Source organism: Cohnella sp. GCM10027633 (assembly GCF_042675445.1).
GTDB lineage: Bacteria > Bacillota > Bacilli > Paenibacillales > Paenibacillaceae > Cohnella.
The window spans coordinates 44,445-66,368 of record NZ_JBHTGV010000019.1 but is presented as its reverse complement, the minus strand read 5'-3'; the positions used below and the strand labels follow the sequence as shown (position 1 = coordinate 66,368).

General features: G+C 59.0%; 21 protein-coding genes. 11 read left to right on the top strand and 10 right to left on the bottom strand.

Annotated features, from left to right (window positions below; genetic code table 11):
* Positions 1-143: 143 nt before the first annotated feature.
* Positions 144-1,094 carry a substrate-binding domain-containing protein gene (locus ACFQZG_RS25870; RefSeq protein ID WP_378157639.1) on the top strand — a complete coding sequence of 317 codons (951 nt, stop codon included), beginning with the start codon at positions 144-146 and terminating at the stop codon, positions 1,092-1,094.
* Positions 1,095-1,105: 11 nt separating this feature from the next.
* Here ACFQZG_RS25870 and ACFQZG_RS25865 read toward each other — a convergent pair whose 3' ends face one another.
* The gene (locus ACFQZG_RS25865; protein ID WP_378157638.1) at positions 1,106-1,360 is read right to left on the bottom strand and encodes a hypothetical protein; all 255 of its coding nucleotides are present in this window, start codon (positions 1,358-1,360) and stop codon (positions 1,106-1,108) included.
* A gap of 72 nt (positions 1,361-1,432) precedes the next feature.
* Here ACFQZG_RS25865 and xerS point away from each other — a divergent pair, with 72 nt between their 5' ends.
* Positions 1,433-2,521 (top strand): tyrosine recombinase XerS, encoded by a 1,089-nt coding sequence (gene xerS, locus ACFQZG_RS25860; RefSeq protein WP_378157637.1) that lies wholly within the window; start codon positions 1,433-1,435, stop codon positions 2,519-2,521.
* 284 nt (positions 2,522-2,805) lie between these two features.
* Here the strand turns inward: xerS and ACFQZG_RS25855 are convergent, their stop codons facing one another.
* Positions 2,806-3,636 (bottom strand): DUF3221 domain-containing protein, encoded by an 831-nt coding sequence (locus ACFQZG_RS25855; protein WP_378157636.1) that lies wholly within the window; start codon positions 3,634-3,636, stop codon positions 2,806-2,808.
* Between the two features lie 161 nt (positions 3,637-3,797).
* Between ACFQZG_RS25855 and ACFQZG_RS25850 the strand changes: the two genes are divergently transcribed.
* Positions 3,798-4,136, top strand: a complete 339-nt coding sequence (locus ACFQZG_RS25850) for a DUF3889 domain-containing protein (RefSeq protein ID WP_378157635.1) — start codon at positions 3,798-3,800, stop codon at positions 4,134-4,136.
* Positions 4,137-4,176: 40 nt separating this feature from the next.
* Here the strand turns inward: ACFQZG_RS25850 and ACFQZG_RS25845 are convergent, their stop codons facing one another.
* A complete protein-coding gene (locus tag ACFQZG_RS25845; protein ID WP_378157634.1) occupies positions 4,177-4,551 on the bottom strand; it encodes a glyoxalase superfamily protein in 375 nt (124 codons plus the stop codon).
* 80 nt (positions 4,552-4,631) lie between these two features.
* Here ACFQZG_RS25845 and fumC point away from each other — a divergent pair, with 80 nt between their 5' ends.
* Positions 4,632-6,020 (top strand): class II fumarate hydratase, encoded by a 1,389-nt coding sequence (gene fumC / locus ACFQZG_RS25840; protein ID WP_378157633.1) that lies wholly within the window; start codon positions 4,632-4,634, stop codon positions 6,018-6,020.
* A 56-nt stretch (positions 6,021-6,076) separates the two neighbouring features.
* Here fumC and ACFQZG_RS25835 read toward each other — a convergent pair whose 3' ends face one another.
* Genes ACFQZG_RS25835 through ACFQZG_RS25820 form a run of 4 tightly spaced genes read right to left on the bottom strand, consistent with a single transcriptional unit; the run spans position 6,077 to position 9,421 of the window.
* Positions 6,077-7,162, bottom strand: coding sequence for a hypothetical protein (locus ACFQZG_RS25835; RefSeq protein WP_378157632.1), 1,086 nt, complete (start codon positions 7,160-7,162; stop codon positions 6,077-6,079).
* A 19-nt stretch (positions 7,163-7,181) separates the two neighbouring features.
* A complete protein-coding gene (locus tag ACFQZG_RS25830) occupies positions 7,182-8,225 on the bottom strand; it encodes a phosphotransferase (protein WP_378157631.1) in 1,044 nt (347 codons plus the stop codon).
* Positions 8,222-8,785: a GNAT family N-acetyltransferase gene (locus ACFQZG_RS25825; RefSeq protein WP_378157630.1), complete on the bottom strand. Its 564-nt coding sequence runs from the start codon at positions 8,783-8,785 to the stop codon at positions 8,222-8,224. Before ACFQZG_RS25825 ends, ACFQZG_RS25830 begins: the two co-directional genes overlap by 4 nt.
* A gap of 18 nt (positions 8,786-8,803) precedes the next feature.
* Complete coding sequence (locus ACFQZG_RS25820; RefSeq protein WP_378157629.1) at positions 8,804-9,421, bottom strand: HD domain-containing protein; 618 nt, start codon at positions 9,419-9,421, stop codon at positions 8,804-8,806.
* Positions 9,422-9,607: 186 nt separating this feature from the next.
* Between ACFQZG_RS25820 and ACFQZG_RS25815 the strand changes: the two genes are divergently transcribed.
* The 3 genes from ACFQZG_RS25815 to ACFQZG_RS25805 are packed head-to-tail and all read left to right on the top strand — an operon-like array spanning position 9,608 to position 13,373.
* Positions 9,608-11,419 carry an ABC transporter ATP-binding protein gene (locus ACFQZG_RS25815; RefSeq protein ID WP_378157628.1) on the top strand — a complete coding sequence of 604 codons (1,812 nt, stop codon included), beginning with the start codon at positions 9,608-9,610 and terminating at the stop codon, positions 11,417-11,419.
* A gap of 28 nt (positions 11,420-11,447) precedes the next feature.
* On the top strand, positions 11,448-12,119 hold the full coding sequence (locus ACFQZG_RS25810; RefSeq protein WP_378157627.1) for a response regulator transcription factor: 672 nt from the start codon (positions 11,448-11,450) through the stop codon (positions 12,117-12,119).
* On the top strand, positions 12,120-13,373 hold the full coding sequence (locus tag ACFQZG_RS25805; protein WP_378157626.1) for a sensor histidine kinase: 1,254 nt from the start codon (positions 12,120-12,122) through the stop codon (positions 13,371-13,373).
* Here the strand turns inward: ACFQZG_RS25805 and ACFQZG_RS25800 are convergent.
* Positions 13,342-13,668 carry a response regulator transcription factor gene (locus ACFQZG_RS25800; RefSeq protein ID WP_378157625.1) on the bottom strand — a complete coding sequence of 109 codons (327 nt, stop codon included), beginning with the start codon at positions 13,666-13,668 and terminating at the stop codon, positions 13,342-13,344. The genes ACFQZG_RS25805 and ACFQZG_RS25800 overlap by 32 nt on opposite strands.
* 165 nt (positions 13,669-13,833) lie before the next feature.
* Here ACFQZG_RS25800 and ACFQZG_RS25795 point away from each other — a divergent pair, with 165 nt between their 5' ends.
* The 3 genes from ACFQZG_RS25795 to ACFQZG_RS25785 all read left to right on the top strand — a co-directional run bounded on the left by ACFQZG_RS25795 (position 13,834) and on the right by ACFQZG_RS25785 (position 20,194).
* Complete coding sequence (locus ACFQZG_RS25795) at positions 13,834-17,670, top strand: response regulator (protein ID WP_378157624.1); 3,837 nt, start codon at positions 13,834-13,836, stop codon at positions 17,668-17,670.
* A 139-nt stretch (positions 17,671-17,809) separates the two neighbouring features.
* Positions 17,810-18,478, top strand: a complete 669-nt coding sequence (locus ACFQZG_RS25790; RefSeq protein WP_378157623.1) for a response regulator transcription factor — start codon at positions 17,810-17,812, stop codon at positions 18,476-18,478.
* Between the two features lie 159 nt (positions 18,479-18,637).
* A complete protein-coding gene (locus ACFQZG_RS25785; RefSeq protein ID WP_378157622.1) occupies positions 18,638-20,194 on the top strand; it encodes an ABC-F family ATP-binding cassette domain-containing protein in 1,557 nt (518 codons plus the stop codon).
* An 82-nt stretch (positions 20,195-20,276) separates the two neighbouring features.
* Here the strand turns inward: ACFQZG_RS25785 and ACFQZG_RS25780 are convergent, their stop codons facing one another.
* Positions 20,277-20,780 carry a GNAT family N-acetyltransferase gene (locus ACFQZG_RS25780; RefSeq protein WP_378157621.1) on the bottom strand — a complete coding sequence of 168 codons (504 nt, stop codon included), beginning with the start codon at positions 20,778-20,780 and terminating at the stop codon, positions 20,277-20,279.
* A 144-nt stretch (positions 20,781-20,924) separates the two neighbouring features.
* On the opposite strand from ACFQZG_RS25780, the gene ACFQZG_RS25775 reads away from it, so the two are divergent.
* Positions 20,925-21,314, top strand: a complete 390-nt coding sequence (locus ACFQZG_RS25775) for a hypothetical protein (RefSeq protein WP_378157657.1) — start codon at positions 20,925-20,927, stop codon at positions 21,312-21,314.
* On the opposite strand, the gene ACFQZG_RS25770 is transcribed toward ACFQZG_RS25775, so the two are convergent.
* Positions 21,264-21,854 carry a LysE family translocator gene (locus ACFQZG_RS25770; RefSeq protein WP_378157620.1) on the bottom strand — a complete coding sequence of 197 codons (591 nt, stop codon included), beginning with the start codon at positions 21,852-21,854 and terminating at the stop codon, positions 21,264-21,266. The two genes, ACFQZG_RS25775 and ACFQZG_RS25770, sit on opposite strands and share 51 nt — an antisense overlap.
* Positions 21,855-21,924: the final 70 nt, after the last annotated feature.

The window sequence follows — 21,924 nt, the reverse complement described above, 5'->3', positions numbered from 1 at the left end:
TATATCTAATTATATTTAAACATAACTAAACATCATGTCAATATCTCTCACATCGTTTTTTCTTCATTCATTCGCTCCGTGCGCTTATGTTACAATAATGTCCATCACGACATCGGAGATAACGATCAACGGGGTGGGTGCGAATGTCCGGAGATATGTCCTATACGACCGAAGAAATTGCCAAGCTGTTGAAAATATCGAAGCTGACCGTCTACGACCTCATCAAGAAAGGCGAGCTCCCGTCGTATCGCGTGGGCAAGCAGATGCGGGTCGACGCCGTCGACCTCGAAGCCTACAAGCAACGCGCCAAAGGCGTATCCTATCAAGAGAAGGCGCAGAGCGTCGTCCTGCCGGCGCAAGTCATAGACGCGCCCGCGCCCGTCGGAGTTCGACGGCTCGTTATTACCGGGCAGGATATCGGCCTCGACCTATTGACGAAGCAGATCGAGAAGCAAGTGCCGGGCACGCGAGCGCTGCGGGCTTACGCGGGAAGCTTGGACAGCTTGATATCGATGTACAGAGGCGAAGCGGACATCGTGAGCACCCATCTGCTCGACGGCGATACGGGCGAATACAACTTGCCTTACATCCGCAAGCTGCTCGTCGGCGCGCCGTACGTCGTCGTCAACCTGCTCTCCCGGGAAGCCGGGATGTTCGTGCAAGAAGGCAATCCGCTCGGTTTGCGGACTTGGGGCGACTTGGGCAAGCCGAACATTCGGCTAGTCAATAGGGAGCGCGGATCCGGCGCGCGAGTGCTCTTGGACGAGCAGCTTCGCCTGCACGGCATCGCGGCGGAAGGAATCGCGGGGTACGATACGGAAGAATCGAATCATCTGGGGGTAGCCGGCAAAGTCGCCTCCGGCGCGGCGGACGTCGGCGTCGGCACGGCCAGAGCGGCGACGATCGTCGGCAACGTCGACTTCGTGCCGCTCATCAAGGAAAGATACGATCTGGTCATGCTGAAGCGGCCGGAGAACAAAGGTTGGATCGAGGCGGTACTGCGCGTATTGCGATCGGATGCGTTACGGGAAGAGCTTGGCGCGATCGGCGGCTACGATCTGTCCTTGACTGGACGTATCATGGCGGATACTTGAGGCATGGCGCATCATCGATTCTTCCGCCGATAATGGCCGATCAACCAGACGATGCCTCCCGCCGCGTATAACGGCAAGACGAAGATCAGGAACGTGGCGAAGAGCGCGAGCTCGGTCCACCCGTCGTGCGAGCGCAGCGCCTGGGAGACGAATAACCCGTCCGCTACCGCGAATAGCGCGAACGGGATCCATTTTCTCCGCCAAACCGCAGCGACGGTGACGATCGCCATGGCGATCTGAATGCTGACGAACAACAGATTACCCATCGACATTTCCCCCTTATAACCTAACGATATGAGTTACGCCTTCGAATTCGTCCCGGAGAGGTGAACGACCGCATGAATCTGCAAAAAAAACGCGACCGAGAAGAGCTCGACAAACGCATTCCGGCGCTGCCGTGGTACGTCGAGAAGTTCATGAACTACAAGCTGCCGGACCTCTCCCCTTCATCCTTGCTCGAATACGCGAGAGATTACGAAAGATTCCTGGGCTGGCTTATGGCCGAAGGTCTCACGTCCGCCGATAAGATGAGCGCGATTCCGATCGAAGATCTCGAGCGGCTTCACATGGACAGCATCGACGGCTTCCGCATGTTCCTGGCGACGAAGCGCGACCACGCGAATACGCGGACGACGATCTCGCGCAAGCTGTCTTCCCTTCGGTCCTTATTCCATTACTTAAGCCAAATCGCCGAAGACGAAAACTTCTATCCGCTTCTTAAGCGCAACGTCATGGCCAAAGTATCGGTCAAACGAACGCAGAAGCCGAAGGATACGGCGGCCAAGCTCGAAGGCAAGCTGCTGCAGGAACAAGAAATTATCGAATTCATTAACTACATTAATCATGATTATGCCCACGATGTCGCGACAAACAAACAAGCGATCTATGCCCACGAGCTGAACCATACGCGCGATAGCTGCATCGTCAGCCTGATCCTCAACTCCGGCCTACGCGTCTCGGAGCTCGTGAACTTGAACGTCGACGACGTCGATCTGAAGAAGCGGCTCGTCTACGTCTTCCGCAAGGGCAAGAACGACGACACGTTCAAGACGCCGGTCTACTTCCGCAGCGACGCGATTGCCGACCTCGAGCAATACATGGGCCAACGCGACATCCGCTACAAGGCGCCGAAGCGGGAGAAGGCGCTGTTCCTAGCTATCGCGAACGGCAAGAAGGAAGGCGCCCGGATGACGAAGCGCGCGATCCAGGAGATGGTCATCAAGTACGCGAAACGGTTCGGCAAGCCCTACTTGTCGGTACATAAGCTGCGGCACTCGTTCGCCACGGACTATTACTTGAGCAACGACCTGTACAAGACGCAGGAGCAGCTCGGACACGCCTCGCCGGAGACGACGCAGATCTACGCCCACTTGACGGACAAGACGATGGCCGAGGCGATCGACAAGCGGCACGACAACGCGAAGTAAGCTCGGATACTCAAGAACCACTCCAGGCCGGGCCGGAGTGGTTCTTGTTCCTATGGAGCAAGCGATTCTCCTATTATACAATGGTTGATAGGTTTTTCCATTCATCGGTTGACATAATAATTGTATTGTTAACTTGTCCAATTACACGATAATTTACGTCGTTAATAAATAAGCACTTCGCGCCATCCAAGCGGATCGCGTGAAGTGCTCGAATTGTCATTCGTCGCCGATAGCGCCCGAAATAGCCGCAAAGTCCGTTATAACCGCCGATCGCGCGGCTCAGATCATCGCAATACGTTAATCTGCGACGCGAACCGTTGTTCTTCCGTAATGACGTAGCCGAGCGTCCATACTTGTACGCGCGCGCCGACTTTCAGCCGATCGAGACCGCCGCTCTTTCCGTCCTCCATCACGTTCGTGAACGCGAGCAATTGGAATTTAACGCCATCGACCTCGACATAATTGTTCTCGATCGAATCGTCGCCGATACTCACCTTCGTTATCGCGCCTTGTAGATCGCCTTCGCCGACCTCGAAGTCCGTCACTTGCAACTGGACGGCGTTCGTCTGCTGCGGGTAGCTATCGAGCATCATGCCGTCGCTCCAGACGCCGACTCCGTAACCGACCTTGAGCTCGCTGCCCATCCCCGCCGGCAACGTCACCCAGACTGCGTTAGCATTGCCGCCCTCCGTCGCCTTGCCGACGACAAGGGCTCGGTTGCCTTCGATCGCGGTCACTTTGCCCGTAATATCCGCCTGCTTCGGCAGGACGAACGAATCGACCCGAAGCTTGAACGAGTATCCGATCTTCTTATAGATATCGCTCTTCAATGCTTCGACCTGTTCGGCGGTCAGCGCCTCCCAGGGCTTGTTCGCTTGCCGCACTTCCACTACCACTTCGTCTTCCGTCGAATAGGCGCTGCGCAGCAGCACGCCATGCGACGCGTACATCTCGCTTAGCTTCGTAAGATCCGTCGGCAGTTGTTCCTGCTCGGAATCGGTAATCCGCTTCACATCGCCGCCGTTGCCGCTATCGCGGTCGCCGCAGGCGCTCAAGACGAACAACGCGCAGACGAGCAGGAGGACGATTGGACCGAATCGGCGCATTATATGCATACGCAGCTCTCCCTTTGCATGAGATTGATCTGTCTACTAAACGCGATTCGGAAGCGAAAGGTTGCTCCGGATCGGCGATTGGGCGAATAAGGAAACGCGGAGGATGCCGATAATGGGAAGCGTAAGCGGAAGTAAGCAGAAGACGTCAGGAGGAGACGAATATGTTCGGAGCATGGCGCGCGTGCGCGTTAACGATAGGCTTGCTCGCGGGAACGGCTTGGCCTTCGCAGCATCATGAGATTGCCGTCCGGCTGCAGCCGCCCGCGTACGCCAAGTGGGGACGGATCGCGATGGAGCGAACCGCGCAACGGTACCGGATGCCAATCGTGGACTACTTGCACGTCGGGCGAAGGCAGCTGTCGCCCGGCATCGCGGAAGAGAAGTTCAAGCTGTGGCTTCGCGACGCGAACCGGGAATTCGGCGTATTCGTGACGATTCGGTTCGAGACGGTCGGCGAACGAATCCTGGCGGTCGAATTCGATGAGACGGCTACAAGATGAAGATTAGATATTTAATGTAATTAAATTAAGGGTTCAGCGTCTATAGTCGCTCGAAGAACGTCAACCGGTTGCCGAACGGATCCCCGACTTGGACGTAACGTTCCCGTTCGTTGCGCTCGAGCCCGGGGCGCGCGTACTTGTAGTGTTTCCCGGATAACGAACGGTGAAACGCGTCGATGCCGATCATCTCGATCCGGAGCGCCGAGCCCGGAGAGCAATCGCCGTGGTGCTCGGACAGATGGACGACGGTCCCTTCTCCTAGCGTCGCTTGCATGTAGAGCGGCATGTCCGGCTCGTACCGATGCTCCCAATCGATACGAAACCCCAGGAAGCCGACGTAGAATTCCTTGGCCTTCGCTTCGTCGAACATTCTCAATATCGGCACGGTGCCGACGGTGTTCCATTGCTCGGACATCATAACCCCTCCTTGAGGTTAAATATAATGAGAGTACCTTGCCTTCCCTATGATCCTACGATATCGAAAGGGTGTCAAACATGGACTATCGCATCGAGAAAGATACGCTCGGAGAGATCCGGGTGCCCGCTGACAAGCGCTGGGGCGCGCAGACGCAGCGCAGCCTCGAGAACTTCAAGATCGGCACCGAGAAGATGCCGACCGCCCTCCACTCCGACTTCGCCATCCTGAAGAAGAGCGCCGCCATCGTCAACGAGCGGCTCGGGAAGCTGAGCCGGTCGAAGTCGGAAGCGATCGTCGCGGCTTGCGACCGCATCATTGCCGGCGAGCTGAACGAGCACTTCCCGCTAGCCGTCTGGCAGACCGGCAGCGGCACGCAGACGAACATGAACGTCAACGAGGTCATTGCGAACGTCGCGAACGAGCGGCTGGCCGGGCAAGGCAGCGACGAACGCGTTCACCCGAACGACGACGTGAACAAGTCGCAAAGCTCGAACGATACGTTCCCGACGGCGATGCACGTCGCGGCGTACGATGCGGTCGCGAAGCAGGTGCTGCCGGCGATCGGCAAGCTCCGCTCGACGCTCGACGACAAAGCCGCGCAGTTCGCGAACGTCATCAAGATCGGCCGAACGCACTTGCAGGATGCGACGCCGCTCACTCTCGGGCAAGAATTCAGCGGCTGGGCGCGCATGCTCGAGAAAGGCGAGCGCATGATCTCTCAGAGCGCCGAGTACTTGCTGGAGCTGGCGATCGGCGGCACCGCCGTCGGAACCGGCATTAACGCTCACCCTCAGTTCGGCGCCAAGGTCGCGGAGACGATCGCCGAGCTCACCGGCCATCCGTTCGTCACGGCGCGCAACAAATTCCACGCCCTGACGAGCCACGACGAGCTCGTCCACGTTCACGGCGCGTTCAAGGCACTCGCCGCCGATCTGATGAAGATCGCCAACGACGTCCGATGGCTCGCGAGCGGACCGCGCAGCGGCATCGGCGAGCTGACGATTCCGGCCAACGAGCCGGGCAGCTCGATCATGCCCGGGAAGGTGAACCCGACCCAGTCCGAGGCGCTGACGATGGTCGTCGCTCAGGTACTCGGCAACGACGTGACGATAGGCTTCGCGGCGAGTCAGGGCAACTTCGAGCTGAACGTGTTCAAGCCGGTCATCGCGAACGCATTCCTTCAGTCCGCTAGGCTGCTGTCCGACGCGATGGTATCCTTCAACGACAACTGCGCCGTCGGAATCGAAGCTAACCTCGCCGTCATCCAAGACCATCTGGACCGCTCGCTCATGCTGGTCACCGCGCTGAACCCGCTTATCGGCTACGAGAACGCCGCGGCGATCGCCAAGACGGCGCACGCGAAGGGCTTAACGTTGAAACAAGCCGCTCTGGCGAGCGGCTTGTTGACGGAGGCGCAGTTCGACGACGTCGTCCGGCCCGAGCTGATGATTCATCCGAAGGAATAATTAATGATGTTAATTAGAGCGCGGAAACCGCTTCGACAAACGAATCGACAACTCGGTTATTCCATGGATACGATCTTCCATCGGCCGGACTTCTTGGCCAATTCGAACGTGATGTCATCGCTCTTCGTCTCGGTTCTGCCGACTACGCGCGCGGTCGCCGAGTCGCCCTTCTCCTTGACGTCGACCGAGTAGCTGCCGCCGATCTCCATCGCGGCGTCGAACAACGCGATCCGCCATAGGTCCCAATCGATCGACTGCTCCGTGGCGTCCGCGACGGAGCTAAGCTCGTTCAACCTCGCCGTCAATTCGGCGGAATAACCGTCGTCGATGGCGCCGAGCGACAAGAACTGATAGACGACTTCTTCGATATCGACGGGATACGGCTCCTCTAAGGCGACATCCGTATCGTAAGGCGCGAAAGCGCCCTGCTCCGGCTTCCATTCGAACCGGCGCTCCACGTCGTAATACAACGTATCGTAGCTATATCTGTGCTGGACGTAACCGTCGAATCGCCCGTCGGCATCGCGGTCGACGAGACCGTCGCTTCCCGCTCCGGTAGCGGAAGCGGCGTACGCGAGCTTCTCGGGCTTGCCTCCGTCCATCCGGTACAGCTGGAACCCTTGTAGCTCGGCGCCGTTCGTTAAGCCAGCATAAATGATCGGCTTAGGCTCGCCCTGCAGCGTAACCAGCTTCGCCTCGTTCGTCATATAGGCGTCCGCGGCCAAGTTGTCGCCGATGCGCATCACTTCGCCGCCGACGTCGCGAAGCACGTATAGGCCTTTCACTTCTCCGCCTTCGCCGGTGCTGCCGACGGCGAGCACCGTCTCCGCTTGTCCGTCGAGGTCGAGATCGGCTTCCGCGCTGAAGACGATGTCGTCGCTGCCGAATTCGCCGGGAATCGCGGCGACGTAGCGACCTAGCGGGTCGTCCGGCGACGAAGACGGGCTAGGCGCGACGGTCGTCGCCGAAGGCGACGCGGACGGCGACGGTTCCGGCTCGACGATCGCGGACGCCGATTCCGTCTGGGAAGCCGACGGCGATGCCTCTCCCGATGCGAGATCGTTCGCGTCGTCGTTGCCGTCGCACCCGGCTAACAAGGCAATGCTTAAGCCGCTTATCAGTAGCAGATGTTGCAATCTCAATTCGAATCCCTCCAGCCTCTCATTCCGTTATGTACGCCATGCACATCCGTCTTAACGGCTCTTCGATGACAGCCAGCCGCTTCAAGCCGAGATCGGTCGCTCGCAGCTGCGTCAGGACGACCTCGGCACCGTCGACGCCGTCCCAGTAACGCCCGAGGAAATGCAAGAAGACGTCCAGCTTGCGTAAGCTCGCCAGGAGCGGTATCGCTTCCGCCTCTTCGCGGCTAATCGTAAGCCGCGAACCGAATCCCCGCAGCATCGCTTCGATCAGCGCGAGATCCGCGGACGCCTCTTCTTCGCCGCCGCTCTGCGCTCCCTCCTCCGTCTCCGCAAGGAAGCCGGTGACGATGACGGCGACTTCCATCGCCCGAGCGTCCCGCGTGCAGAACTCGAAGTCGAGCACGGCGGAGATCGTCCGATCGCCGAGCAGGTTGCTCGCGTTAATATCGCCGTGAATGAGCTGGTGCGGCATTTCGCGAAACCCCGGCAGCGCGGCGCGGATGCCCGCGAGCGCTTGTCCGATCGCGCGAAGCCGTCCCGCTTCGGCCGCGAACGGCTCTGGCGGAGCAGCGCAGAACGCGGCGACGCGCTCCGGCGTGCAGAGCGGGTGCGCCGAGTCCAGCTCGTAATACGGCGGATACTCTGGCATGCCGTCCACCGTCAGCGCGGCGAGCGCCTCGGTCAGATGCGCAGAGGCAACGCCGATGGCGCGCGCGACGTCGGGATCGCGATCATGCGGCCGATCTCCTTCGCGGTAAGGGAACAAGCACGCGAGCCGATCGGCGCCGTCGGACAGGCGAACGAACGTTCTGCCGCCGTCCAAGGTCACGGGATCGGGCACCGCGAACGGAAGCGCGAGGCCGTTCAGCGCCCGAAGCACCGCATGCTCGAAGCCGACTTTGTCCTCGTCGCCGTGCGCGTACACGCGGAGTACCCACTTGCGACCTTCCGCTTGCACGTAGCGCGTCGTATTGTTCCAGCCTGACGGGCCTTCGGTAACCGTCCACTCTCCATGCGGCCAATAATGCCGCAACGCTTCGTCGTAAGACATCGATGCGATCACTGTTTCCCCTCTTCTTGTTGCGCCGATTCCCACTCCGAACGAAGCAAGCCCATCTGAATGACGTCGGCGTACCGCCCGTTCCGATAGTGCCGCTCGCGCAGCCGTCCTTCCTCCGCGAAGCCGCATTTCAGATAGCTGCGATAGGCGCGCTCGTTGAAGTCGTACACTTGCAGCTCCAGCCGGTTCAGATTCAGCTCCCGGAAGGAGAACCTGGCGAGCAGCTTCATCGCTTCCGTCCCGATGCCGAGCCCCAAGTATTCGGGAGCGCCGATGACGATGCCGACCGTGCCGACGCGGTTCTTCCAATCGATCGCGTCGAGATTGACGTTGCCGATGTATTGCTCCGAGCCGTGCTCGCAGATAACGAAGCCGCGGCTGTTCGGGTCGCCTTCCAGCATCCGGTCCACGAACGCCTCCGTCGATTCCTGGGTGTGCGGGTAGAGGAAGATATCCGACAGATAACCGACGATGTCCGGATTGTTCACCCACAGCCGAATCCACGGCAAGTCCTCGCGCCGGTATTCCCGCAGCTTAATTCGATCTCCGTACAGGTGAGGCATCGTATTCCCCCTTTTGGCTCATGAAGACGGATCGTCCAGAAGCAGCCCCTGCTCCACGGACCGCTGCAGCAGATCCTGCGTGAATTGCCACAGCGTATCCGACACGGTCGCGACGACGGACAACCGCTTCAACACCTGAGACCGCACGACGCCGTGCTTCAACCAGCTGTAACCGCCGGTATAATAGTTATTAATGACCGGGTGGAGCCGATCGATCGCGGCCGCGTAACGGGCTTCCGTCGTCACGCCGTCTTCGAATTCTCGCCATAGGGTCATCCATTCGTCCCGCTGATCGTCCGGCAACAAGCCGAACAGCCGGTTCGCGGCCGCTTGTTCCCGCTCTTCCTTGTCTTCGTACCCTTGCGAATCGTAGGCGAACGTGTCGCCGGCGTCGATCTCGACGATGTCGTGCACGAGCAGCATTCTCACGATCCGATACAAGTCGAGGCCCGGCTCGTTCGCGTGCTCGAACAGCACCATGGCGATGACGGAAGCTTGCCAGCTATGCTCCGCGGTGTTCTCGAGCCTGCTCTTGTCCAGAATAAGCGTCTTGCGAAGGACGCCCTTCAGCTTGTCGATCTCGGCGATGAAGGCGATCTGGCCGTGCAGTCTGTCGTTGTTCCATAGATTCGTCATGCGATAGCTCCTTTACCGCGTTGCATAGATATACAAGATATACGTCATTGTAACACGCTTCGCTGCGCCGTTCATATTGCGTTCATATAGAGGCGTCATGATGAGAAGAAGCCGTCCGGTCTTGCTCGGTAGCTATCGCCTATTAACATTGTCATAATATACCTATCCGGAAAGAGAGTGAAATCGATGCAACAACCTACCGAACGTCAAGACCTTGCCGCGCAGCCCCCGGTCAAGCTTCGACAATTCCTGGGGCTGATCCGGCAGGCGAAGCCGTCGTTCCTCCTCCTGTCGATCGCCTTAAGCTTCAGCCTTCTGACGACGATCGCGGGCTTGTTCGTGCCGCTGTTCACCAAAGAGCTCGTCGACGGCTTCACGCTCGACTCGCTGACGACGCTTCAGATCGTCATGCTCGCCTGCGCGTTCATCGTCCAGACGATCACGGGCGGTCTATCCATCTACCTGCTGAACAAGTTCGGGCAGCAGATCCTTGCCGGCCTGCGCGATCTGCTGTGGCGCAAGCTCATCTTCCTGCCCGTGTCCAATTACGACCGGGAAGAGACGGGCAGCCTGATCAGCCGCGTCACGAACGACACGAACGTCGCGAAGGAGGTCATCGCCCAGCATCTGTCGGGCTTCGTCTCCGGCATCATCTCGATCGTCGGATCGGTCGTCATCTTGTTCACGCTCGATTGGCGAATGACGCTGATGCTGCTCGTCGCCGTCCCCCTCACGATGCTGATCCTGTTCCCGCTCGGCAAGCAGATGCACAACGTCTCCAAGCGCATGCAGGACGAGACGGCGAAGTTCACCGCCGTTCTGACGCAGGTGCTGTCGGAAGTCCGGCTCGTCAAGTCTTCGAACGCGGAGCCGATCGAATACGCCCGCGGACGCCGAGGCATCGGCTCGTTGCTCAAGCTGGGCATTCGCGAAGGCAAGATCCAAGCGTTCATCGGCCCGCTCATGGGCGCCGTCATCATGATCCTGATGGTCGTCATCATCGGTTACGGCGGACTTCGCGTCGAGAGCGGCGCCATCACGGCGGGCGAGCTCGTCGCGTTCATCCTGTACCTCATTCAGATCGTCATGCCTCTCGGCCAGATTACGGCGTTCGTGACGCAATTGCAGAAGGCGACCGGCGCGGCGGGCCGAATGATCGACATTCTCGGCCAAGCCGAAGAGAACCATGAAGGCGGGAAACCCGTGCCGCGCGAGGACGCCTCGATTACGCTTGACGGCGTCACGTTCGGCTACGGCCGCGACGAATCGGACGAGGCTGCCGACGCGATCTTGAAGGACGTCAGCTTCACCGTGCCGTCCGGTAAAGTGACCGCGCTCGTCGGCCCGAGCGGCAGCGGGAAGACGACGCTGTTCGCCCTTCTTGAACGGTATTACGAACCGCGATCCGGCCGGATCGCGTTCGGAGACGCCTCCATCGACGCGTTCAGCCTGCCGGACTGGCGCAAGCAGATCGGCTACGTCTCGCAGGAAAGCCCGCTCATCTCCGGCACGATCCGCGACAACATGACGTACGGCTTGCCGCGGGAAGTATCCGACGAAGAGCTGCGGACCGTCGCGAGAATGGCGTACGCCGACGACTTCATCGACGAGCTTCCTCAGCGCTACGATACCGAAGTCGGCGAACGCGGCATGAAGTTGTCCGGCGGTCAACGGCAACGCATCGCGATCGCGCGGGCACTTCTCAGGGACCCGCGCGTCCTCATGCTCGACGAAGCGACGTCCAGCTTGGACAGCAAGTCCGAGATCGTCGTGCAGGAGGCGCTGGCTAATCTGATGAAGGGCCGTACGACGATCGTCATCGCGCACCGCTTGTCCACCGTCGTCGACGCGGACCGGATTATTTTCCTGGATAAAGGCGTTATTACGGGAATCGGCACTCACGAGGAGCTGGTGCAATCCCATGCGCTATACCGCGAATTCGCTTCGCGGCAGCTCCGGTACCAGGAACAACAGCCGCTCGAATTGCGGCATTCTTGAACCTCTACCATTTAAGGAGACGATACAGATGTCAACGATACTCGTCGTGGACGACGATCCGCATATCCGGGAGCTGGTCGGCGTGTTCTTGAAGCAGGAAGGTTTCTCGGTTATCGAAGCCGCGAACGGCGTCCATGCGCTCAAGCTGCTGGAGAAGACGCCGGCCGACTTGGTCGTGCTCGATATTATGATGCCGGAGATGGACGGCTTCGAGCTGTGCCGCGAGCTGCGCGACCTGTACGACATGCCGCTGCTCATGCTGACGGCGATGGGCGATACGGCGCAGAAGGTCAAAGGCTTCGCGCTCGGCACGGACGATTACATGGTGAAGCCGTTCGAACCGGTCGAGCTCGTCGCCCGCGTGAGGGCGCTCTTGAAGCGATACAGAATCTCGACGTCGCAGCAGGTAACCGTCGGCCGGGTACAGCTCGACCGCTCGACGTTCCAAGTATCGTCCGTAGACGGCAAGCTGACGTTGCCATTGAAGGAGTTCGAGTTGCTGTTCAAGCTGGCGAGCTATCCGGGCAAGACGTTCTCGCGCGAGCAGCTGATCGAGCAAATCTGGGGGTACGACTACGAGGGAGACGAACGGACGGTAGACGTGCATATTAAGCGGCTGCGGGAACGGTTCGGCGAAGACGAGTGCGGGTTCCGGATCACGACGATCCGGGGACTCGGCTACCGGTTGGAGGGGAACTAAGTGAGGCTTCACGGAAAATTGTCGCGGTTCAAGCCGTTCCGCCGCCTTCAGGAGGCGCATATCCGCCGGCACGAGCAGATGAACGAGGAACACGACGCGTATTTCGAGGAGATGCTGCGCAAGCACGGCGGCGTCATCAATATGGACGCGAAGTTCAAGCTTCCCCCTGCGCCGAAGCGCTGGATCGCCTTCGGCCTATTCGTGTTCTACGCGATCATGCTGGCGAATTATTTGCTATCCGACATGCTGACGGCCTTCGTCTACGATGCCTGGTTCCCCACGTACGCCGACTCGGTCGGCCGGCATCTGCTGACGGTGATGCTCATGCTCGTCTTCTTCGGTTGCTTCATCATGCTGGTCCGGCTCATCTTCGATCCGGGCCGCCGACAGATCAGCATCTTCGTCGCGTGGATGGGAGCGATGCGCCGCATGGGCAAGGGCGACTTCGACGTGACGCTCGACTTCGATCCCCGGCATACCGGCCAGATGGGCATCATCGTCAAACATTTCAATCGGATGATCGTCGCGCTCCGGGAGATGGAGAAGACGCGGCAGGAGTTCATCTCCAACGTATCGCACGAATTCCAATCGCCGCTTACGTCGATCAGCGGCTTCGCCCGCGCGCTGAAAGACGAACGGCTGACGCCGGAGGCGCGCCTGCACTACTTGGACATCATCGAGCTCGAGAGCTTGCGGTTATCCCGGTTAAGCGACAATCTGCTCAAGCTGACGTCGCTCGAATCGAAGCACCATCCGTTCGAGCCGAAGCCGTACCGCCTGGACCGGCAGCTGCGACGCATCGTGCTTTCATGCGAACCGCTCTGGCAACAGAAGGGCATCGAGATCGATATCGATCTGCCCGGGCTAACGATAACGGCGGACGAAGAGCTGATCGACCAAGTGTGGATCAATCTGCTCGGCAACGCCATTAAGTTCACGCCGGAGGGCGGCACGATCTCCGTCAAGGTCGAACCCGCGGAAGGAGATTACCGGATCGCGTTCGCGGACAGCGGAGACGGCATTCAAGGCGAGCATCTCCCCCATCTGTTCGAACGGTTCTACAAAGCGGACAAGGCGCGCACGCGTTCGGGCAACGGCTCGAGCGGCTCGGGCAGCGGCCTGGGCTTATCGATCGTCCGCACGATCGTCGAGATGCACCAAGGCTCCGTAATCGCGCGCAACCGGGCGGGCGGCGGCGCCGAGTTCACCGTGCGCCTGCCGATCAGCGCGCAGGCCGCTCCTCGCGATCATTGACCGCGAACCCGGCCTGCTGATTGAGCACATAGCGCAAGAACAGCGCTTGAAGCTCGCGGGACGAGTGCGTTCTCGTCTTGCCCATCATGCAGGCCATATGGTTCTTGACCGTCTTGAGCGCGATATGGAACATCGCGCCGATCTCCTCGTTCCGCATCCCGAACAGGACGAGCGCGCGCAGCAGCTCCCGCTCGCGCGCCGTCAATCCGTAACGCTCCCCGAACTTATGCACGGCCAGCCCCGACTGCGCGTCCGCTAAACTCGCGACTTCCCAATGGATCATATTCGTCAACATGACGACGTGCCTCCTCTATTGTCGAACGCTATCGCTTCGATCGCGAATAGCGTCTGTTGTTGTCTCTTGTTAGGATAAGGATAAAGTGTTAGCATCTTTCCGTAATAGATGTGTGATAGATATGAATATTTCCGCATCGTAGACCGATGGAGGTGCTTCGCGCACATGTTCCGCTCGCTCCGCTTCAAGATCGCGTTCTTCCTTATCATCGCGAACGGCTTGTCCTTCTTCGCGATGAGCATCATCAATTATGAAATCTCGAATAAACAAATGAACCGTCAGCTCGAACAGCAGAGCCTGAACGACTTGCGCAACACGGTATCCAACTTGTCGACGCTGCTCTCCTTGCGCTTGCACGAGGCGGAGGTGTTGACCGATACCCCAGCGATCCGGGAAGGCACGATGCCGGAGAAGCTTCGCGCATTGGCCTCGAACATGAATATCTCCGAGAACACGTACGCCTATTACGGCATCGCCTCGAGGTCCGGAAACTTGACGCTGACCGACGGCAGTACGATGGCAGTCGGGACTTACCCCGCTTTTCGGCAAGCGCTTAACGGCGTGAGCGGCATGTCCGACCCCATGCTGGACGCGAGCGGCATGCCGATCGTCTGGCTGTTCATTCCGCTTGCCGACCAAGGCGACCCGGGGTGGCGCATCGACGAAGTCGCGGCGGTCGCCGTCCCTTCGTATCCGCTGTTCAACGGCTTGCTGTCGCTGAAGACGGACAAGTACAAGGACAGCGCCATTACGCTCATCGACAAGGAGACGAATCTGCTCCACTACTCCGTCGACCGCTCGTTGATTCTGAAGCGCAACTACGTCCGGGACGACCCGTCGACTTACGAATTCGCGCAGCAGATCCGCAGCACCGAACAAGGCTACGGCGACGTCGAGCTGTTCGGCCGCGTGCTCAAAATGTTCTATCTGAAGGTGCCGGGCTACGATTGGTACGCCGTGTTCTCGGTGTCGAAGACCGAGTTCGAAGCGCCGCTTCGCAGCGCGCTATGGATCAACGTGGGTCTGATCGGGCTGACGGAAGTGACGCTCGGCTTGTTCCTGTATCTCTTCACGCGCCGAGTCATCTTGAAGCGTCTTGGCGAAGTGGTGCAGGTCACCCAGCAGGTCGCTTCCGGAGATCTGTATCCCCCGCCCGTCCCGACGAAGAGCATGGACGAGCTCGGACTGCTCGCGCACTCCGTCAACGCGATGACCGACAAGCTGCGCGACCTGTTCGAGCCGTTCACCTCCGTCGTGAGCCATAACAAGTACGCGATGATCGTCATGGACGCCGAATACACGGTCACCTCCTTCAACCCGAACGCGGAGGAACTGCTCGGCTACTCGGAGCGTGAAGTGCTCGGCACCCGTTCCCTGCTGCTCTGGCACGATGACGAGCAAGTCCGCGAACGGGCCCGGCAATACGCGGATATCGTGAAGAAGCAGATCCAAGCCGATGAATCCGTCCTGTTCGCGTTATCCGCGAACGGGTTGCTTCACGATGCGGAGTGGACGTGGGTCGCGAAGAACGGCCGGCGGCTGCTCGTCTCGATCAATCCGAGCGTCATGCGCAACCCGGACGGAACGGTGAAAGGCTACGTGCTGCTCGCCAGAGACATCAGCGAGATGAAGCTGACGGTCGCGACGAATACGAGGTTGCTCGAGATCATGGAGAGCGCGCACGACATGATCAGCTCCTTCGACCTGCAGGGCCGCATGTTCTACGTGAACCAAGCGGGCATGCAATTCCTCGGCATCGAGGAATTGAACGGCGATAACGCCCAGTTGAACATGTACTTGACGATTCCGAACGTCATTCGGTTCGCCGACGGCTTGGCGATCGCGAGGGAGAACGGCTATTGGCAGAGCGAGACCGAGTTCGTGCGCGAGGACGGCGTCGTGCACGCCGCATCGATGATCGTCGTCGCCCACCATCCGAAGGACGGGGGCGAGACGTTCTATTCGACGATCGTCCGCGATATTTCCGACCGGAAGCAGATCGAGCTGCAGCTCGTTCAGGCGAAGGAAGCGGCGGACGAAGCGAACGTCGCGAAGAGCTCCTTCCTCGCGCGAATGAGCCATGAGATACGGACGCCGCTCAATGGCATCATAGGCCTTTCGCACCTGTTACAAAAGTCCGAGATGTCGACCATTCAACAAGAATATTTACGCCAAATATCCGACTCCTCTCACAATTTACTCCACATTTTGAACGATGTTCTTGATTTCTCGAAGCTGGAAGCCGATAAACTGACGTTGGAGCATGTGACTTTCCGCCTTGAAGAGTCGATCATGCGATTGAGCGGCATGTTCTCGGTGCTGCTCGGTCCTAAGCCCGTCGACTTCATCATACACGTCGATCCTCGCATCCCGGACGGACTCGTGGGAGATCCGACCCGATTGGAACAAGTGCTGCTGAACCTCAGCAGCAACGCGATCAAGTTCACGAACGTCGGATTGATCGAGCTGCAGATCGGGTTGACCGATCTTACGGACGATCGCGCCGTATTGACGTTCACGATCAGCGATACCGGTATTGGCATGACCCCCGAACAGCGAAACAAGCTCTTCTCTCCGTTCGTGCAGGCGGATGATAAGACAAGCCGCAAATACGGGGGAACGGGCCTCGGCCTCGTTATCTCGCATACGCTCGTGGACAAGATGGGCGGACGAATCGAAGTGACGAGCACACATCTTGTCGGCAGCACGTTCTCGTTCTCGCTCTCGTTCGACGTGGCGCCCGATCGGACGTCTCGTCCGTCCAGAGCTTCCTTCAACGACCGAGTCATCGTTCTCGAAGATAACCCGATGGTCGCGGGCAATTGGTGCCGCATGCTCGAAGGCATGGGCTGCGAGTGCGCCGTGGCGAACCGTTGGGAGGACGCGTCCCAACTGCTGCGTTCGGACCGTTGGGACATCATCGTGATCGATATGGAATGCGGAGATATGCACGGAGAAGAAACGTGGGAAGAATGGATGTCGACGCTGCGTCCCTTCGGCGTCAAAGCCGTGTGCTCGACGACGCTGCTCGGCCGCGACGCGCTTCAATACGTGCCGGACGAGCTGAAGCCCGCGGCCGTGCTCATTAAGCCGACGACCGCGATACAGGTCAGACAGATGCTTCATTATTTCGCCGCCGATGCCGGACGATCGAATGCATCCGGCGCCTCTGCCGCGAAACCCGATACAGAGCGGCTTCCCGAAGGCGCCGCCGAGCGCACGATTCTGGTCGTCGACGACCAGGAGATCAACCGCATCGTCGCCAAGCAATTGCTGCAGCAGCTCGGCTACCGCGTGAAGCTGGCTTCGAGCGGAACCCATGCGCTGATCAGCGTCGAGGAGGAGCAGCCGGACCTCGTGCTCATGGACCTGCATATGCCGGAGATGGACGGCCACGAGACGACGGTTCGGCTCCGGGAAAGGTACGAATCGGCGAGATTGCCGATCATCGCGTTGACCGCCGACGTGACGGAGGAACAGCATGCGAAGTGCTACGCTTCCGGCATGAACGGCATCGTCACGAAGCCGATCGATCTCGAACTGCTGTCTTCGATACTCGCTCGCGAGCTCGCTTCGGGCAAGCGCGAGCTCTCCGCGACCGAAGCGATAGACGCGACCGAAGCGACGGAATCTATGGAGCCTTCGACCGACTGGGAGGACACGCCGGAATTGCAAGCCGGCGTCGCGCTTCGCCGCTTATCCGGCAAACATAATCTGTATGCCCGGCTGCTGCGCAAGTTCCTATCTCAATACGAGAACGTCGCGGACGAGCTCGGCGAGTGCCTGTCCGAGCCGGATCTCGAACGGGCGATAAGAACCGCCCACTCCCTTAGCGGAGCGTCCGGACACTTGGGCGCGTCGGCGCTGCAGCACGCCGCGACGGCGCTCGAACAGGCGCTGAAGCTAGGTGCGGAAGGTCTAGCCGAGCTGTCCGAATTGCGACGTTCCCTGGACGCTACTTTGCCGCAAATCAAGGATTATATCCGACAAAAAAGTTATTAGACGAACAATAAACGGCACGCTATAATAGACTCATAGAAGAAATTGTTAGCAAAATATGAGCATTCCTAACACAATACTAAAGGGTGTGAATCTCTTGACGAGAGTTCTCGTAATCGAAGATGATCCAATCATCGGAGAAATGCTCACACTCTACCTCGTCGAAGAACAATTCGACGTTCTTCGGGTAGAAACCGCCCGGGACGGGATGGATGCGATTCCGGTCTACTCGCCCGATATCATCTTGCTAGACCTCATGCTACCCGATGCGTCCGGAACCGAGCTTTGCGCGCAATTCCGCAATGTCACCGCGCTGCCGATCATCGTCATCTCCATGAAGTCGGCCGTCGCCGATCGGATTCAAGCGATCAGCTCCGGCGCGGACGATTACTTATGCAAGCCGTTCAGCATGCAAGAGCTGAAAGTCCGGATGAACGCCGTGCTGCGCAGATACGCGCAGCAGCCCGTACATACGATCGCGAGCGCTCAGGCCCCCTCCTCCACGCCTGTCGCCACCGCTCTGCAACAAGGCATCTCGCTCGATCTGGAGAGGCGGACGATCATCATCGACGGCGAGCACGTGGAATCTACGTTCTCCGAGTACGAGATCATGAAGCTGTTCGTTCAGCATCCCGGCCGCGTATTCACCCGCGAAGAGCTCATCAATGCCGTACGCGGCATCGACTCCTTCATTAACGACCGGGCGATCGACGTCCACGTGACCAACCTTCGCCGCAAGCTCGAGAAGAATCCGAAGGAACCCCAATATATTAAGACCGTCTGGGGCGTCGGCTATAAGTTCATGAAGTAATGCGTACCGATCCCCTTCGCGCCTCCCCGGGAACATCCGGGGGGGCGCGAATTGCGTCGCGGCACTCGTGCGATAACCGTTGAGTTAATCGACGCGGGAAGCTTATAATAGGAACGTTGCTGTTCTCCATACCTAACAAGAAGAAAAAGGTGTCGATCGATGAGTATTCTTACGGTTACGAACTTAACGCACGGCTTCGGCGACCGCGCGATCTTCAACGACGTATCGTTCCGCCTGCTGAAAGGCGAACACGTCGGCTTGGTCGGCGCGAACGGCGAAGGCAAGTCGACGTTCATGAATATTATTACGGGCAAGCTGGAGCCGGATGCCGGCAAAGTGGAATGGGCGCGCAAAGTTCGCGTCGGCTATCTCGACCAGCATTCCGTCCTGCAGAAGGGCATGTCGATCCGCGACGTGCTGAAGGGCGCGTTCGGCTACTTGATCGAGATGGAAGAAGAAATGAACCAGATGTACGACCAGATGGGCTCGGCGTCGCCGGAGGAGCTCGAGCGGATGCTCGAAGAAGTCGGCAATATCCAGGATACGCTGACGAGCAACGACTTCTACTTGATCGATGCGAAGGTAGAGGAGATCGCGCGAGGTCTCGGGCTCGGGGACATCGGTCTCGATCGCGACGTGCACGACCTGAGCGGCGGCCAGCGCACGAAGGTGCTGCTTGCCAAGCTGCTGCTGGAGAAGCCCGACATTCTGCTCCTCGACGAACCGACGAACTACTTGGACGAGCAGCATATCGTCTGGCTGAAGCGTTACTTGCAGGAATACGAGAACGCGTTCATCCTCGTCTCTCACGACATCCCGTTCTTGAACAGCGTCATCAACCTCATCTATCATATGGGCAACCAAGAGCTGAACCGTTACGTCGGCGATTACGACAACTTCTTGTTGCTGCACGAAGCGAAGAAGGCGCAGCTCGAGTCGGCCTACAAGCGCCAGCAGCAAGAGATCGACGACCTGAAAGACTTCGTCGCCCGCAACAAAGCGCGCGTATCGACGCGCAACATGGCGATGTCCCGCCAGAAGAAGCTCGACAATATGGACATCATCGAGCTTGCGAAGGAGAAGCCGAAGCCGACGTTCAACTTCAAGGAAGCGCGCACGTCGGGACGCACGATCTTCGAGGCGAAGTCGCTCGTCATCGGTTACGACGAACCGCTATGCCGTCCGATCGACCTGCTCATGGAGCGCGGGCAGAAGATCGCCATCGTCGGTTCGAACGGCATCGGCAAGACGACGCTGCTGCGCAGCCTGCTCGGCGAGATTCCTTCCCTCTCCGGCCAAGTGACGCGCGGCGACAACCTGTTCACCGGGTACTTCGAGCAGGAGATCAAAGGCTCGGCCGACGATACGTGCATCGAAGCCGTATGGAAGAACTTCCCTTCGATGTCCCAATTCGAGGTGCGCGCGGCGCTGGCGAAGTGCGGCCTGACGACGAAGCACATCGAGAGCCGGATCTCCGTCCTCAGCGGCGGCGAGAAAGCCAAGGTTCGCCTCTGTAACCTGATTAACCGGGAGACGAACTTGCTCGTGCTCGACGAACCGACGAACCATCTCGACGTCGATGCCAAGGACGAACTGAAGCGCGCGTTGCAGGCATATAAAGGCAGCATTCTGCTCATCAGCCACGAACCTGAGTTTTACCGCGAAGTCGTGAACGAGGTGTGGAACGCGGAGGAATGGACGACGAAGTTGTTCTAGATTATTAATGGCATAAAACAAACGAAGCCCCGACCAGGATTCATTATCCGGCCGGGGCTTCTTGACGCTTAGGCGTTAGGCGTTACTTCAAGTTAATGCCGATCATGACCAAGTCCCTCTCCACGCCGTCCAATACCGCGACGCGAGGCAGCTTGCCCCACTCCTCGAAGCCGAACTTCTTGAGAAGCGCCAGGCTCGGCGCATTATGGCCGAACACCAAGCCGACGACGTTCCGGATCCCTAATCGCGGACATTCCGCGAGCGCCTTGTTCATGAGCAAACTTCCGATGCCTTGACCGCGATAGCTCTCGTCGATATAGATGCTGATCTCCGCGGTCGCGTTGTACGCGGGCCTGCTGTGAAACGACTGGAAGCTGAGCCAGGCGATGATCTTCTCCTCTTCCTTCAGTACCCACAAAGGACGGTGGTCGTTCGTATGCTCGTCGAACCATCCCAATCGGCTCTCCACCGTAATCGGCTCTAGGTCCGCGGTGACCATTCTGCCGGGAATCGTGGAATTATAAATTTCGACGATCCGGACGAGATCGGATATTTTCGCTTCGGCGAACGTCAGGTCGGTGCGCATGGTTGTCCTCCCGCAAGGTCATAATGATAGTCTGATGAATGCCGATTCGAGGTGATCGTTCTGTATAAGTATGACCACGCCCGCATGCGTCGATCGTTCGCGACTGCCGTATTGTCGGTGCTACTTGTCGTCGGAGTCGCCTTGTTGACTCGTACGGGAAACGCGAATGCCTCCGCTCCCCTTCCTCCGCCGGTCGAAATCTTCGACGTGAAGCGGGAACAAGTCGTACATACGATGCCGTTAACCGATCAGTTGAAGGATACGATATTGAAGGCCCTTAATCAATCCCCTTCGCCATACGGCGGCGTCACGATGAATCCGACGAGCGGCATTATCGTTCACGTGCGGTTCGACGAGCCGGCGAAGCTCGCAGACAAGCTATACCCGGAGCCCGTGAAGGAAGCGTATCTGTTCCTTGACCGGGGCAAGTCTCCTCTCGCCCTGCTCTTCTTCAGCAACGGTCATCGGCCGCGCGTATATACGTTACAAGCCGAGCCGGACGGCCTCATACAGGCTGTGCAGCCCGAAAGCTAATAGGATGATCGCCGAGACGTAATTGATTCGTCGCATGGCGACGTCGCTGATCATGCGCCTTGCGCTGCCGACGATGAAGCTCAGCAGCAGCCACCAAGAGGCTGATCCGGCGAATACGCCGGCGACGAGCAGCACCGAAGCGCTCGTGCCCTGCGCGATCTGCAATCCCGCGAATAGGCCGAGGAACGATACGATCGTCATCGGATTCGTTAGCGTCAGGAGCAAGGTAGAGACATAAGCGCGCCAATATCCGTTGCCGGCGCGCGCGCCGGCCTCCTGCCTCGCTACGCCCGAAGAGAACGTCCGATAGGCAATGTAGATCAGGAAGAGCGCGCCGAGGAAATGCAGCCATTGCGACTGCTTCACGAGCGTTCTCGTCGCGAACGCTAATCCGAAGGCCGCCATGGCGCCGTATACGGCGTCCGCTGTCGCGGCGCCTAATCCCGTAACGAAACCTTGCAACTTGCCGTGCGTTAACGTTCTGCGAATGCACAGCAAGCCGATCGGCCCGACCGGGGCGGCGATGGATATTCCCAGCATGCATCCTTGGATGAAGGTAGTCATTGGTGAAAGCTTCAAACCTTTCCTTGGCCGACAAAGGCCGCCCTCC

What these genes read in the sequence shown, in the direction of transcription:
- ACFQZG_RS25870 (WP_378157639.1), top strand. Translation starts at nt 144, where the DNA reads ATGTCCGGAGATATGTCCTATACGACCGAAGAAATTGCCAAGCTGTTG.
- ACFQZG_RS25865 (WP_378157638.1), bottom strand. Translation starts at nt 1,360, where the DNA reads ATGGGTAATCTGTTGTTCGTCAGCATTCAGATCGCCATGGCGATCGTC.
- xerS (WP_378157637.1), top strand. Translation starts at nt 1,433, where the DNA reads ATGAATCTGCAAAAAAAACGCGACCGAGAAGAGCTCGACAAACGCATT.
- ACFQZG_RS25855 (WP_378157636.1), bottom strand. Translation starts at nt 3,636, where the DNA reads ATGCATATAATGCGCCGATTCGGTCCAATCGTCCTCCTGCTCGTCTGC.
- ACFQZG_RS25850 (WP_378157635.1), top strand. Translation starts at nt 3,798, where the DNA reads ATGTTCGGAGCATGGCGCGCGTGCGCGTTAACGATAGGCTTGCTCGCG.
- ACFQZG_RS25845 (WP_378157634.1), bottom strand. Translation starts at nt 4,551, where the DNA reads ATGTCCGAGCAATGGAACACCGTCGGCACCGTGCCGATATTGAGAATG.
- fumC (WP_378157633.1), top strand. Translation starts at nt 4,632, where the DNA reads ATGGACTATCGCATCGAGAAAGATACGCTCGGAGAGATCCGGGTGCCC.
- ACFQZG_RS25825 (WP_378157630.1), bottom strand. Translation starts at nt 8,785, where the DNA reads ATGCCTCACCTGTACGGAGATCGAATTAAGCTGCGGGAATACCGGCGC.
- ACFQZG_RS25820 (WP_378157629.1), bottom strand. Translation starts at nt 9,421, where the DNA reads ATGACGAATCTATGGAACAACGACAGACTGCACGGCCAGATCGCCTTC.
- ACFQZG_RS25815 (WP_378157628.1), top strand. Translation starts at nt 9,608, where the DNA reads ATGCAACAACCTACCGAACGTCAAGACCTTGCCGCGCAGCCCCCGGTC.
- ACFQZG_RS25810 (WP_378157627.1), top strand. Translation starts at nt 11,448, where the DNA reads ATGTCAACGATACTCGTCGTGGACGACGATCCGCATATCCGGGAGCTG.
- ACFQZG_RS25800 (WP_378157625.1), bottom strand. Translation starts at nt 13,668, where the DNA reads ATGTTGACGAATATGATCCATTGGGAAGTCGCGAGTTTAGCGGACGCG.
- ACFQZG_RS25795 (WP_378157624.1), top strand. Translation starts at nt 13,834, where the DNA reads ATGTTCCGCTCGCTCCGCTTCAAGATCGCGTTCTTCCTTATCATCGCG.
- ACFQZG_RS25790 (WP_378157623.1), top strand. Translation starts at nt 17,810, where the DNA reads ATGCTCACACTCTACCTCGTCGAAGAACAATTCGACGTTCTTCGGGTA.
- ACFQZG_RS25785 (WP_378157622.1), top strand. Translation starts at nt 18,638, where the DNA reads ATGAGTATTCTTACGGTTACGAACTTAACGCACGGCTTCGGCGACCGC.
- ACFQZG_RS25780 (WP_378157621.1), bottom strand. Translation starts at nt 20,780, where the DNA reads ATGCGCACCGACCTGACGTTCGCCGAAGCGAAAATATCCGATCTCGTC.
- ACFQZG_RS25770 (WP_378157620.1), bottom strand. Translation starts at nt 21,854, where the DNA reads ATGCTGGGAATATCCATCGCCGCCCCGGTCGGGCCGATCGGCTTGCTG.